Source organism: Pararobbsia alpina (assembly GCF_902859895.1).
Taxonomy (GTDB): Bacteria; Pseudomonadota; Gammaproteobacteria; order Burkholderiales; family Burkholderiaceae; genus Pararobbsia; species Pararobbsia alpina.
Map to the genome: position 1 here is coordinate 172,627 of NZ_CADIKM010000007.1, position 13,556 is coordinate 186,182.

At 62.8% G+C, this 13,556-nt stretch carries 12 protein-coding genes; 4 read left to right on the top strand and 8 right to left on the bottom strand.

The window, feature by feature from the left end; genetic code table 11:
* Window positions 1-182 precede the first annotated feature (182 nt).
* The 4 genes from HV670_RS10590 to HV670_RS10605 all read right to left on the bottom strand — a co-directional run bounded on the left by HV670_RS10590 (window position 183) and on the right by HV670_RS10605 (window position 3,522).
* Entirely contained in the window at window positions 183-341 is a 159-nt protein-coding gene (locus tag HV670_RS10590) for a DUF3309 family protein (protein ID WP_175104737.1), read from the bottom strand.
* 175 nt (window positions 342-516) lie between these two features.
* Window positions 517-2,103, bottom strand: a complete 1,587-nt coding sequence (locus HV670_RS10595) for an inorganic phosphate transporter (protein ID WP_175104738.1) — start codon at window positions 2,101-2,103, stop codon at window positions 517-519.
* A gap of 306 nt (window positions 2,104-2,409) precedes the next feature.
* Complete coding sequence (locus tag HV670_RS10600; protein WP_175104739.1) at window positions 2,410-2,655, bottom strand: hypothetical protein; 246 nt, start codon at window positions 2,653-2,655, stop codon at window positions 2,410-2,412.
* A 117-nt stretch (window positions 2,656-2,772) separates the two neighbouring features.
* Entirely contained in the window at window positions 2,773-3,522 is a 750-nt protein-coding gene (locus tag HV670_RS10605; protein WP_175104740.1) for a hypothetical protein, read from the bottom strand.
* On the opposite strand from HV670_RS10605, the gene HV670_RS10610 reads away from it, so the two are divergent.
* On the top strand, window positions 3,499-4,515 hold the full coding sequence (locus HV670_RS10610) for a CHAD domain-containing protein (RefSeq protein WP_175104741.1): 1,017 nt from the start codon (window positions 3,499-3,501) through the stop codon (window positions 4,513-4,515). The two genes, HV670_RS10605 and HV670_RS10610, sit on opposite strands and share 24 nt — an antisense overlap.
* Before the next feature lie 20 nt (window positions 4,516-4,535).
* Here HV670_RS10610 and HV670_RS10615 read toward each other — a convergent pair whose 3' ends face one another.
* Window positions 4,536-5,246: a phosphatase PAP2 family protein gene (locus HV670_RS10615; protein WP_175104742.1), complete on the bottom strand. Its 711-nt coding sequence runs from the start codon at window positions 5,244-5,246 to the stop codon at window positions 4,536-4,538.
* Between the two features lie 260 nt (window positions 5,247-5,506).
* Here HV670_RS10615 and HV670_RS10620 point away from each other — a divergent pair, with 260 nt between their 5' ends.
* On the top strand, window positions 5,507-6,805 hold the full coding sequence (locus HV670_RS10620) for an extracellular catalytic domain type 1 short-chain-length polyhydroxyalkanoate depolymerase (protein ID WP_175104743.1): 1,299 nt from the start codon (window positions 5,507-5,509) through the stop codon (window positions 6,803-6,805).
* Window positions 6,806-7,033: 228 nt separating this feature from the next.
* Window positions 7,034-7,213 carry a DUF3563 family protein gene (locus tag HV670_RS10625; RefSeq protein ID WP_175104744.1) on the top strand — a complete coding sequence of 60 codons (180 nt, stop codon included), beginning with the start codon at window positions 7,034-7,036 and terminating at the stop codon, window positions 7,211-7,213.
* Between the two features lies 1 nt (window position 7,214).
* Here HV670_RS10625 and HV670_RS10630 read toward each other — a convergent pair whose 3' ends face one another.
* A complete protein-coding gene (locus tag HV670_RS10630; protein WP_175104745.1) occupies window positions 7,215-9,128 on the bottom strand; it encodes a propionate--CoA ligase in 1,914 nt (637 codons plus the stop codon).
* A 613-nt stretch (window positions 9,129-9,741) separates the two neighbouring features.
* Here HV670_RS10630 and HV670_RS10635 point away from each other — a divergent pair.
* The gene (locus tag HV670_RS10635; RefSeq protein ID WP_175104746.1) at window positions 9,742-11,751 is read left to right on the top strand and encodes a right-handed parallel beta-helix repeat-containing protein; all 2,010 of its coding nucleotides are present in this window, start codon (window positions 9,742-9,744) and stop codon (window positions 11,749-11,751) included.
* Window positions 11,752-11,764: 13 nt separating this feature from the next.
* On the opposite strand, the gene HV670_RS10640 is transcribed toward HV670_RS10635, so the two are convergent.
* Both HV670_RS10640 and HV670_RS10645 read right to left on the bottom strand, forming a co-directional pair.
* On the bottom strand, window positions 11,765-13,018 hold the full coding sequence (locus HV670_RS10640; RefSeq protein ID WP_175104747.1) for an MFS transporter: 1,254 nt from the start codon (window positions 13,016-13,018) through the stop codon (window positions 11,765-11,767).
* Between the two features lie 133 nt (window positions 13,019-13,151).
* Window positions 13,152-13,472, bottom strand: a complete 321-nt coding sequence (locus tag HV670_RS10645; protein WP_175104748.1) for a DUF2917 domain-containing protein — start codon at window positions 13,470-13,472, stop codon at window positions 13,152-13,154.
* Window positions 13,473-13,556: the final 84 nt, after the last annotated feature.

Sequence of the window (13,556 nt, forward strand, 5' to 3'; positions counted from 1 at the left end):
AGCAATGGAAAGGCTAAGGGCGAGGGCGAGGGCGTAAGGCAGAAGGCAGCAGCAGGCAGACAGTTGGAGGAACGGAACCGATGGAGAGAAGGAGACTCGAGAGAGAAAAACGCGGGCAGCGGGGGCGGGCTGCCCATTTGAAGTCCGCCCCCGAGCACCGGGGGCGGCCGAACTACCGGTCGTCAGATCCGTCCGGTCAGCAAAAGGATGATCACGACGATAAGGACGATACCAAGCAGGCCGATCGGCCGGTATCCCCATGTTCGGCTGTGCGGCCAGGTCGGCAGCGCGCCGATCAGCAGCAGGATGAGGATGATGAGCAGGATGGTTCCAACGGTCATGTGCGTCTCCTGGTTACATCGCCCGCATTTCGGGTGGCCGGCGATGGAGCGGTATATCGGGAAGCCATTCCGAACGATGCGACGCGCTTGATGACGCGCGCCACGCAGCATTCAGCAAGTCCTGTACCCGGTACCGCTCTCGTCGTTCAGGAGTGTCGAACCGTCGGAACAATCGTCAGAACAAGTGGCGGAACAACCAGAACAGCCCCCCGGAGAGAATGATCGACACGGGCAGGGTCAGGATCCACGCGAGCCCGAGGCTGCGTACGGTCGACCATTGAAGCCCCGAGCCGTTGGCGGCCATGGTGCCCGCCACGCCCGAGGACAGCACATGGGTCGTGCTGACCGGCAGACCGTACACATCGGCCGCGCCGATCGTCAACATCGCGACAAGTTCGGCCGACGCGCCCTGACCATAGTTCAGGTGAGTCTTGCCGATCTTCTCGCCGACCGTCACGACGATGCGTTTCCAGCCGACCATCGTGCCGAGCCCCAGCGCGATGGCCACCGCGACCTTGACCCAGGTCGGGATGAACTTGGTCGAGTGATCGAGCTGCTTGCGGTAGTTTGCGAGCGAGGCCCGGTCAGGCGCCGAGAAGGCGGGGTTCTTGGCCTTGTCCATCAGCCGAAGCGCTTCCGAGGCGACGTACATATCGTTGCGGACGTTGCCGACATTGCCTTGTGGAATCGTCGAGACGGCACCGGATTGCGTGACATTCGCGCCGATTGAATCGGTCAGCTGGCGCAGTGCCTGCACCGTGACGGGCGTGAGCTCATGCGTCTGCACGTACTTCTCGACATCCCCGCGCGGATCGCTTGACGGCACGGCGCCGGGCGCGTACTTGGCAAGCGTGTCCGAGGCCGTATGGGTGACGGCAAGGAAGGTCTGCGTCTGGCTTGCGTCGACGGCCTTGTTCAGTGCGAAAGCGGTCGGCACGGTACCGATCAGGATCAGCATGATGAGGCCCATGCCCTTCTGTCCGTCATTCGAGCCGTGCGCAAACGAGACGCCGGTGCAGGTCAGGATCAGCAGGCAGCGAATCCAGAATGGAGGCGGCGCGTCTTTTTTCGGCTCCGTGTAGAGCGCCGGGCTGCGCACGAGCGCCTTCATCGCGAGCAGCAGCACTGCGGACAGCACGAAGCCGATGATCGGCGAGAACAGCAGTGCCTTGCCGACGCCAAGCGCCTGGTTCCAGTCGACACCGCTCGTGCCCGTCTTGACCGCCGTCATCTGGTTCATGATGCCCACGCCGAGGACCGACCCGATCAGGGTATGCGAGCTCGACGAGGGCAGGCCGAAGTACCAGGTGCCCAGATTCCAGATGATCGCCGCGATCAGAAGAGCGAAGACCATCGCGAAACCCTGCTCGCTGCCGACCCGCAGGATCAGCTCGACGGGGAGCAATTGCAGGATCCCGAATGCGACCGCGCCGCTCGAGACAAGCACGCCGATGAAGTTCCAGGCGCCAGACCAGACCACGGCAAGATTCGGCGTGAGGGAATTCGTGTAGATCACCGTCGCCACCGCGTTGGCAGTATCGTGGAAGCCGTTGACGAATTCGAAGCCGAGCGCGATCAGCAGGGCAATGCCCAGCAAAACATAGGGAAGTGACGAACCGAGCTGGACCGGGCGCAGATCGTCGGCCAGATGGCTGCCGACGTAGGCTACGCCGGCGAAGAGCGCCAACAGGAAGGCGCCCAGGCTGAGTTTTCGGTTGAACGCGGCGCGGGAAGTCGACTGAGAAACGGAAAGCTCAGACATACGGGGCTCCTTCGGGGGTAGGCCGCTATGAATGGCGAAAAAGACGGGATTCGACGCCAAGGAGATGACGCCGCGTGTGCGAATCGAAAGGAATACCAGCGCCATATGACCCATTCGTGACGCCGTCACGCCGCGCGGGTTTTCCTTATAGGCGTCCGGGTAGAGTGGGCAGGCAGCCTCGGACGGTATAGCCTGTATGTTGGGGCATCGGCCTGGGACGGGCATTGGCCGGGGGGGGGCTGGCCACGCTTCGGAGGCTCGAGGTCCAGGGCAGGACGGGACGAGGCAGGGTTCAGGGCGCGAAGTTCAAGGCTCGAACTTCACGATGCGGAAGACGGCATAAGAGGCCAGATCTGGGCCGCTCGCGTCGCATTCTTCCTTTGCAAAACCGGAGTCCGATCGATGCAGCGTGTTCTGGAACTGGTGTTCTTGCCCAACCCGCCAAGTGCGGGCGGCGCCTTGGTGGCCGATTTGAAACGCCGCCTTGCCGAGAATCTGCAGTTGGCAGGCGCACATGGTGAAACCGCGCGCGTGGAACTCGAACTTCGCCATTGCGCGGATCCCCCGAGTTGCGATCCAGCCTGGCGGTGCATGGTGCTCGAAGCCGGAGCCCGGCGTTTCGCCGTTGCCGTGCACGATCTGGCGGTATTGCCCGGCGTGCGCGTCCGGTCATGGGAGCCCGTGGCCTTGGAAGGCGGCCAGCCTCCGGATTTCGCGGGCCAAAGCGGCGATGTGTGCTTGCGTGCCTCGTTCGAGCGTCACTGGTGGCGTGTGGATCTCGGCGGCGAACCCGCGATGGTGAGTTTTGATGTTGGCAACTTCAGCGGCCCCGGCTTGGCCCCCGATAAGGGCGTAGCGGGTGACGCGGACGATGCAAATGATGCAAATGATGCGGGTGATGTGGGCGATGTTGGTGATGTGGGCGATGTTGGTGATGTGGGCGATGTTGGTGATGTTGGTGATGTGGGCGATGTTGGTGATGTTGGTGATGTGGGCGATGTGGGTGATGTTGGTGATGTGGGTGATGTGGGTGATGTGGGTGATGTTGGTGATGTGGGTGATGTGGGTGATGTGGGTGATGTGGGTGATGTGGGTGATGTGGGTGATGTGGGTGATGCGGGTGATGTGGGTGATGCGGGTTATGCAGGTGATGTGGTTGAGGTGGTTGATGCAGGTGACGTAGGTGACGGGGCCGATGTGGGTGACGCCGCTTATGCGGGTGACAGGGGTAGTGGAGGCGATCAGCACGCATTCGCCGAACTGCGACTCTCTCTGGAGCTGGCGGACGTCGACAACCCGGATGATGCAGGACCCCGAGTCGACGCAGGCGCCGACGCCGAGCAGCGCGTGGTGCTCGCGCGGCAGGCGGTGCGTCTGCTCGACCTGGCTGTGTCCTTGAACGATGAGGGTGCCTTCCATCTGGTCGAACACGACATATTGACCGAGGCGCTGAGGCCCGCCGCTCCTGCAAGCAAGGCGGGGACGATTGCTTTCGGCAGCAGACGCACCCTCGCCGTCGTCGCGAGCGCCGTGATGCAGAACGTATTCCAGCAGTGGCTGGCGAATGCGCCGGGCGTCGCCAACACAGGCGGTAGTGAATACGTGCACCAGATGCGCATCGCACTCAGAAGGATACGCACCGCCTATCGCGTGCTCGAGAGCGCCCTACGTGAAGCGGAAATCCAGCCCGACGAACACGAAATCAAATGGATCGGCCACCTGCTCGGCAATCTGCGCGACTGGGATGTACTCGCGGAAGGTACGTTTCCGGCACTTGCCCAGGCTGCCGCTGCCAGCGATCAGGGCGACATAGCCGCGACAGGGGAGACCGTCGCGATAGGGGAGACAGGGGAGACAGAAGAGACTACCTCGACGGCCGCGTGGGAATGCGCGCGTGCCGAAGTGATCAACCGCCGTGAAGAAGTCGCCGACGCGCTGCGCGCTGCTCTCCATACCCCACGCTACGCGCAACTCGTGACACAGACCGCGAGGCAAGTCGCAGTGCTTGCCGCTGCGGCGGGCGTGCGGAACGCGGGCCCGCTCAATCCGTTCGGCCGCAAACTGCTGCGCAAGCGTTACCGCCGCCTTGCGGGCGTGAAGGATCTCGACAAGCTATCCGCTGAAGAGCGGCATCAACTGCGGATTCATGCCAAACGCCTCAGATACGCAGTCGAATTCCTCGCGCCCGCTGTCGATCGGAAAGCACGTCGACGTATGGCCGATCGCATGAGCGCTTTGCAGGATTCGCTGGGCGCGGCCAACGACGCCGTCGTCGCGCGGCAATTTTTGTCGATGCTCAATCTGCCGCCCTTGGTGCGGGCCTTCGCCAACGGTTATCTCAGCGCCCGAGAAGCGTTCGCGGTGTCGGGCAGTACCGAACAGCTAGAGAAGATCAGGAAGAAGAAAAAATAGCCGGCTTGAGGCGATCGACATCACGAATCCGGAGCGGCCGGCCGGACGGACCCGAGATTGTCGACGAGTTTCGGTGCGATGCGTCCGTCGCGATGCCAGCGTGCGCGAATAAAGGGGCGCTCGTGCCCCGAAAGATCGAGTGCGAGCGAAGTGACCCAGCGTTGCGTGGGCAAATGCAAGCCGTGCAGTGCGCCGATCAATGCGACCAGGCTCAGCGATACCAGTAGTGGATGGGGCGTGGTCGTGTCGGCCGGCGCTCCGTGGTTTTCGACCCGACTCACAAAAATGCAGGCGACAACAGCACCGATCGCACAGCCGGCGACGATTTCAGACATCGAGTGGGCTTTCACCGCCATGCGCGATGCACCGATCATGATGCCGAGCGCGAGTCCCGCGACAAAGCCGGCGCGCCTTACCAGGGTCGGCGCCCCGAGCAGGATGACGCTGAGCATGACGGGAAAGACCATCGTCGACATCAAGGCATGTCCGCTGATGCCCGTGAAATCCAGCGGGCGGATTCCCAACCCCCAACCCAGAAAGGCAAGCTTGGTCAGCAGCATCAGCCCGCCCGCCGCGCCGAGCAGCACCAGCCACTCGAAGGCCGCGCGCATGCGCATGCCGGCCACGAGCCAGGCCGCGATCGCCAGCGCGACCGGAACGGTCACCGCCACACCGCCGAACCCGGTAATCGTGATCCAGAGGGACGAGGAAAGAAAAGACGTCGAAATCATCAATCGGGCAGGGTGCCGTCAGAAGGGGCGCGGGAAAAGCCACGCGAGGCGATCAGTATAAACCGCCATTTTTTGCGATGCTGGCACTAGCAATGCTCCATCGTGTGCTTCATTTCGTCGCACTGAATACATGCGCATTAGTGAGAAGCGGTAAACCCGAAAAGGTGTTATGGTGCATTGCACAACCGCCGGTTCCGACGATGAATCGAGCAAAGCGGAAGACGCTTGGTGCTCGCTCGGCAATCACCCGGAGAACCTTTATGAACAAGCGTTTCACCTCGACCTGGCTGCGCGGACTGACCAAGCTGGCTCAGATTCAGACAAAGTTGGTACGCAACGCGCTAAAGCAGAACGCGGCGAAGGCGGCATCGGCCAGCGCAAAGGCAAGCAAGGTCGGCAAGGCCAAGGCCCAGGCCGCCAAAATCGACCCGCTCGGCTTGCGCTCCGAGGGCCTCTCGCCAGTCAAGCCGCCACGCAGGAAGGCGGTGCGCCCCAAGGCCGCTTCCGACTCCGGCCCGGCGACCCAGTCGCCGCGCGCGGCGGCAACGGGGATGCGCAAGTCGGGCGCGGGCCGTGGAGCAGTCGAGTCCAGGGTTCGTCCGGCGCGTGATGCATGGCTCAAAGGCGACTGGACGCGTTCATTCCATTCCGCTCCGCCCGCCCCCGGCGACCTCGTCAGCCATCTTGCGTATGGAATGTATCTGCCGCCCGTGCGGGGTGGCGGCAAGCGCCCGCTGGTGGTGATGCTGCACGGCTGCAAGCAGACGAGCGAAGAGTTTGCGCAAGGCACGCGGATGAATGCACTTGCCGACGAATATGGTTTTGCGGTGCTCTATCCCGAACAGTCGCGGCACGCCCACGCGCATCGTTGCTGGCACTGGTACGACCGGTCGGAACGTGCCGGCGACCAGGAAGCGCGCGCCATCGTCTCCCTTGTCCAGGCCGTGATCGCACGCGAGAACATCGATCCTTCGCGCGTCTATGTGGCTGGCATGTCAGCCGGTGGCGGCATGGCGACGATGCTCGCCGTGCGCTATCCCGAGGTGTTCGCTGCGGTCGCGGTTCATTCCGGCCCTGTATTCGGTGATGCCCATTCGGCGATCTCGGCGCTTGCGACCATGCGCCGCGGCACGCGCGACGATCCGCTTGCCGTGATAGCCGATGTGCCGGAGTTCGCCGCGCATCCGGGCATGCCGGCCATCATCGTGCATGGCCAATCCGACGATGTCGTATCGCCTGACAATGCCGGGCAGCTCGCCTTGCAGTTTGTCCGGCTGAATCGGTTCGTCGACGCGTCGGGCCTGCTGCTGCACGGCACCGAGCGTGAAAGCGCGCTGCCCGGATTGGTCCGGCGCGACTGGATGCTCGACGATGTGCCGCTCGTACGGCTCTGCCGGATCGAGCATCTTCGCCACGCCTGGAGCGGCGGCGATGGCGCGATACCGTTCCACGTCTCGAACGGGCCGGAATCGAGCCGCCTCATTTTCGACTTTTTCCGCCTGCATCGTCGTATCACGACAGAAGGGTACCCACTTGCGCAGCAGGTTCTCGCGGTTTGAGACTGCGCGAATCCGCTGGCGTGTCCCCAATAGGTTAAAGCTGCGCTGCGAGAAATACGCCTTTTCCGAATATTTTCCTGCTGACTTGATTAAGGGTTTTCCCGTAGAATGCACACATAAGGGAAAACACTTAGGTGTTCTGCCTAGGGTGCCCCGGATGGCTGGGACGCCGGAGCCGCAAGTTCATCGTCGGTGCCCGAATTGGCACCACCAGCAAGGAGCAAGACCATGTACGCATTGTGGAAGATCATCAATCAACTGACCATGAGCGCCGAACAACGCCGGCGCGAATACGAAGAAGCCTATCTGGCTGAAGCGGTCGACATCTACGACCTCGAAGCACGCATACGCGACCTCGACCGCCGCGCCTCGCGCGACCGTCCGTCGTGGATGGGTTACAACGCCTGATTCAGGTCGGACTCGCCAAACCCAGCGCAACCCGTATCTGGTGAAGCGCCCCGGGGTCTTCGATGGTCGTCAGATCGCCTGGTTCGCGGCCTTCCGCGAGCGCGGCGATGGCGCGCCGGAGCAGTTTGCCTGACCGTGTCTTGGGCAGCAGGCCGACGAAGAGCACGCGTGCGGGTCGCGCGACCGAGCCGAGTTGCCGGTCGACGGTCTGCATGAGTTCCCCCTCGAGAGCGAGGCGATCCATCGCTTCCTCTGCTCTCGCCGGGTCGCGCAGCACGACGAAGCCGAATGCGACCTGGCCTTTGAGGCTGTCCCTCACGCCCACCACGGCCACTTCCGCGACTGCCGGATGGCGCGAGAGGCTTTCCTCGATCTCGCGCGTGCCGAGCCGATGCCCGGCCACATTGATCACATCGTCGGTACGCCCCAGTATCGTCACGAAACCGTCACCATCCTGCACGCCCCAGTCGAATGTCGAATAGGCCACCCGGCCCAGGAAGTTCGACCAATAGGTCTTCACATAACGTTCATCGTCACCCCAGATAGTGGACATGCATCCGGGCGGTAGCGGGTAGTCGAGTGCGATCACCCCTTTTTGTCCCGCCGCGCACCGTTCACCGGTGCGCTCGTTACACACGCTGAGCTGATATCCATAGACCGGCACGCCAGGTGCGCCAAGCTTGGCCGGCGGGATATCGATACCGTCGAGCCCGCGTGGCAACGTCAGCATCGGCCAGCCCGTTTCCGTTTGCCAATAGTTGTCGACCACGGGTTTGTCCAGCGCACGTTCGATCCAGTGCGCGGTCGGCTCGTCGAGCGGTTCGCCTGCGAGAAACAGGGCACGCAGGCTCGAGAGGTCCGACATGCGCATCAGCGCGGGGTCCTGCTTCTTGAGCACGCGAATCGCTGTGGGGGCCGTGAACATCAGATTGATCTTCAGACGCTCGACCATTCGCCACCAGACTCCACCGTCAGGCCGTACGGGCAAGCCCTCGTACATCACGGTCGTCATCCCCGCGAGCAGTGGGGCATAGACGATGTAACTGTGACCGACGACCCAGCCGATATCGGATGCCGTGAACATCACGTCGCCGGCCTTGCCGCCAAACAGATAGTCGATCGAAGTCGCGAGCGCGACTGCATAGCCGCCGACATCGCGTTGCACGCCTTTTGGGCGACCCGTTGTCCCCGAGGTGTAAAGGATGTAGGACGCTTCATTCGATTCAAGCCATGCGCAGGCCACGATCGTGTCACCGTGGGGTGCCGAGGCGTCGGCATAGAGTGCATCACGGCCTTCGAAAAGCGGCAGGGGCGCCAGGCCGCGATCGACGAGCAGCACCTTCGGCTGCGGCGCGCGCGTCTCGAGCAGCGCCTCGTCGAGCAAAGGTTTGTAGGGGATCACGCGTCCGGCGCGTGACCCCGCATCCGCGCTCACGATCAGGGCGGGCTGCGCGTCATCGATCCGGCTGGCAAGGTTGCCTGCCGCAAAGCCGCCGAACACGACTGAATGAATCGCCCCGATGCGTGCGCTCGCGAGCATCGCCAACATGGCCTCGGGAATCATCGGCATATAGATCAATACTCTGTCGCCGCGCTGCACGCCCATGGCAAGCATCGTCGCGGCCATCCGATTCACTTCCGCGAATATTTGTGCATAGGTAAACCTGCGCTCAGCCCCGGTTTCGGTCGATATATAGATCAGGGCTTCCTGCGCGCCGCGCTCCGGCAGGTGACGGTCGATTGCGTTGTAGCAAAGATTGGTCGTACCGCCAATGAACCAGCGTGCAAACGGCGGCCGTGAATCATCGAGAACCTGGGTGAACGGCGTGTGCCAGTGAATCCGTTCGGCTTCCGTGCCCCAGAATTCGGTGGGATCGGCGATTGAGCGTGCATGGAAGTTGCAGTAGGTCGTCATCAGCGGCTTCTCCGGACCGGGTTTACCCGGGGGACCGGGCGGACGATACCGCCGCGGCTGATCGAAAGGCGCCCGAATGCGACAGAACCGCCGGACCGGTCGCGCAGGGTGCCAAGTTCTATTAAAGCTGCGCCGCCAGGGCGCGAATAGAGCGGGATTACCCGCGCGGTGCGAGCGACCTCTCGCCGCCATCGAATGGGTGACCCGATGGACATCGCCAGTTCGCATGCACGCCGGCATCGACCGTCGTGTGTCACACCGCATACCCATCATGCGGATGTGTTGTCCGCCGCGACGTTCCGGGAAGCGTCGCGCCGGCGATCCGTTCATCACCCTGCATGGAGGTCGTTGTCTGATATCCCGAGATGGGGGCCGGCATGTAAGCTGGCCCGGTTGCAGCAGTCCCGACAGTCTCAAGACTGTCATCACATTGCTCCGGAATCGAACCATGTTCTCTGTACTTCTCAGAAATGTAACGAAAGCGTGTTCATATCAATCTGTCCTTCGAGCGCGAGTCCTTTGCCCCCCTGTTTCACGAACTCCTGTGCTGCGCCCCGGGGCCAGACGCCTATGTGCACGGGTGTTGCGCAGGATCGGTGCGACCGCCGTTTTCATGTTCTCGCTGAGCGGCGCATTTCTGAGTGCACCGTCCCAGGCGCTGACCGTCTATGTGACGGCCACAGCGACCAATGCCGCTGAAAGTTCGGCAATATCGAAGCCTGCCGGTTCGGTCAATCTTGCCGCGGGCAATCTGGCCCTGCGCGATGTGATCTCGGTCCTCAATGCAAACAAGGCACGCGCGGGCACGAATATCGACAGCCTGGACATCGTGCTTGCAGCCGGTGTCTACCAGCTCGCTTCGACCCTGACCCTGACACCCGATGCGAGCTGGAGCACCACGCCGCTCTCGATTTCGGGTCCGGCCGGCGGCGGCGCGATCATCACGGGAGGTCATGTCGTCAACTTCTTCTCGCCCGTCAAGGATGCGGCGACGGTCGCGCGGCTGCCGAGCGGTGCGCGCGGTAGTGTGATGGTCGCGGATCTCAAGCAGAACGGCATCACCAATCTCGGCACGGTCCAGCGCCACGGCATGGATATCCCCATCACCCCCGCACCGCTCGAACTCTTCTTTCGCGGCCAGCCGATGACACTCGCGCGCTGGCCGAATACGGGCTTTGCGACGATCGCGAGCTTGCCCGGCGGTCCGAACGGCCTGAGCTTCACGGTCGTGGGCGGCCATACGGCCGCATGGCAAACCGAGCCCGATCTCGAGGCCATGGGGTACTGGGCCCGCGACTGGGCCGACACGACACTGGCCGTGCAATCAGTCGACGCGTCGGGAACCATCACGCTCGCCGCGCCCGCGCCGGAATACGGCCTGGCGGTCAACCAGCGCTTTTTTATCCAGAACGCCTTGTCGGAACTCGATCAACCCGGCGAGTACTACGTCGATCGCACCAATGCGCGCGTCTATATCTGGCCGCCCGCGGCCATGACTGACGGTGACGTCACCGCGTCGGTGGTCGACTCGCTGCTGGTCGTGAACAACGCGCTGAACATGACGATCCAGAACCTGACCTTCGATACCGCGCGTGGCGACGGGCTGCAGTTGCTCGGCGGAGGCAAGATTACGGTCGATCATGTGGCGTTTCGCAATATGGGTGATCGAGGCGCGATGTCGAACGCAGGCAGCAGCGGCTTCAGCAACGTCACAGTCGAGAACACGGGGGAGGGCGGCCTGACGATCTATGGCGGCAATCGCACTACGCTCGTCGCGGGCAACAGCTTCGTGACGAACAGCACGATTCGCAACTATGCGCGGCGAACGCGTGCCTACCGTCCCGCGATCAGTCTGTCGGGCGTCGGCGACACGATCTCGGGCAACACGCTCTACAACGGCCCGCATGCGGCGATCATCTACTCGGGCAACGATCACCTCATCTCGAACAACGAGATCTACGATGTCGTGACGGAAACGGCCGACTCAGGTGCGATCTACACGGGCCGCGACTGGAGCGCGCGCGGTACGGTGATTGCCGACAACTTCATCCACGATATCGGCACGGCGGCCCAGCCCACCGCAACGGTGGGCGTCTACCTCGATGACCAGATATGCGGGACAACCGTCGAGCGCAATGTGTTCTCGCATGTGAACCAGGCTGTATTCATCGGCGGGGGCCGCGACAATCTCGTGTCGGACAATCTGTTCTCGAATTCGTCGCCGGCGATCCTGGTCGACTCACGCGGACTTTCGTGGCAGAAGGCGTGGTCAGATGATCCGAACGGGATCTTTCGCACGCAGCTCGCGGCGGTCCACTACGACCAGCCGCCTTACTCGACCCGCTACCCGCTGCTCGCCGTGATTCTTTCCAATATGCCGGGCGCGCCGCTGAACAACCTGCTCAGCCGCAACATCGTGATCGGCGGTACACCGCTTTCCGCCGATGCGGGCGCTCAGCAGTACCTGACGGTCGATCAGATGTTCGCGTCGCAGGACGTGGTATTCGCAACATCGATGTCGGATGCGGCGCGCACGACCTTCTCCGACTTCGTGCTCGCCCCGTCCTCACCCGCGATTGCGGCGGGCTTCCAGCGCTCGCAGTTCGCGCCGGCAAGCCCGTGACCGGAGATGAAACTCAGGCGGCCTCGAGTTTGCGGGGCCGGTCGCCTTCGAGGTTCGGCAAGAACACTGTGAAGATGCCGAGCAGCGGCAGGAAACCACAGAGCTTGTAGACCGTCTCGATGCTCGTGGAATCGGCGACATGGCCCAGCACGGCCGCGCCGATCCCGGCGACACCGAAGGCGAAGCCGAAGAACATCCCCGCGACCATTCCGACCTTGCCCGGAATCAGTTCCTGCGCATAGACGATGATGGCCGAGAACGCGGAGGCGAGGATCAGGCCGATCACGACGGTCAGCACGCCGGTCCAGAACAGGTTCACGTACGGCAGCAACAGCGTGAACGGCGCGACCCCGAGAATCGAAGCCCAGATCACATACTTGCGTCCGAAGCGGTCGCCGATCGGGCCGCCGACGATCGTCCCGACCGCGATGGCGAACAGGAAGGCGAACAGATAGAACTGGGTCGTCTCGACAGGCAGGTGAAAGCGGTCGATCAGATAGAACGTGTAGTACGAGTTGAGGCTCGCGAGATAGAAATACTTCGAGAAGATCAGCACGAGCAGCACACCCATCGCGAGGGCGATCCGGCGGTTCGAAAGCGCTGCGTGTCCCGCGCTCTGCACCCGTGGCTGGACCTTCGTGCGGGCGACCTTGAACCAGTTGCTTACGCCGATCAGCACGACGATCGCGACCAGTGCGGCGATCGCGAACCATGCAATGCTGCGCTGGCCATGGCGCATGATGATCAGCGCGGCGAGCAGCGGCCCGAGCGAGCTGCCCGCGTTGCCGCCGACCTGGAACAGCGACTGGGCGAGGCCATGGCGGCCGCCCGAGGCCATGCGTGCGACCCGCGACGACTCCGGATGAAACACGGAAGAACCGCAGCCGACCAGCGCCGAGGCGACGAGCAGCCAGCCGAAGGACGGCGAGAATGCCAACATCACGAGGCCGCCCAGCGTGAACCCCATGCCGACGGGCAGTGCATAGGTCTGCGGGTACTTGTCGGTGTAGTAGCCGACTATCGGCTGGAGCAATGAAGCGGTGAACTGATAGGTGAGCGTGATCAGTCCGATCTGGCCGAAACTCAGGGCGAAGTTGTCCTTGAGCAGCGGGTAGATCGCCAGGATCAGCGACTGGATCATGTCATTGAGCAGATGCGAGAAACTGATCGCGCCGATGATCGCGAAAACAATGTCTTCCTTCTTGGCGGGGAGCGGGGAGGCGGCCTCGAAGGACTGATCGAGCGGTTTGGAGACGGTCGAGTTCATGGTTCGCTGCGGGATGCGTCCGGTTTATTGGAATGTTGGTCGGAAAGCCTTTTCTGATACGCACCCAGCATAAAGTGTCTTGTCCACCCTGATCGGACAAGTTTTATTGCGAATCGGTCAAAAATGCCCGAAATCAGAACGAACGCAGCGGCGATGTAGTGCGCGACATCGCCTTGCCGATCGCGGCCGCCAGCGCCACCAGCCAGACGGGAGCAGTCACATGGCCTTGCGTGAGCACCGTGAAACGCGTGCGATCGCGCTCGGCGGACAGCCACACACGCTTGCCCGCTCTGAGGTCGATGTGCTCGCCCGGCTCGAGCCAAACGTCGTCGGCTTCGCCTTCGACGGTCAGCCAGATCGCCCCGCTGACAGCGCAGAGGGTCGCGTCTTGCGCAAGTATCAAGGCTTGCGCGGCATGGGGTGCTCCTAGCTCGAAGGTCCGTAATTCATCCATTCTGATCACCTTGGTGGGTCGGCGTGCTACTGAATTGGGCGGGTGGTTCGTGCTCACCGCCCGTGTTTCACTGCGCATGCTCAG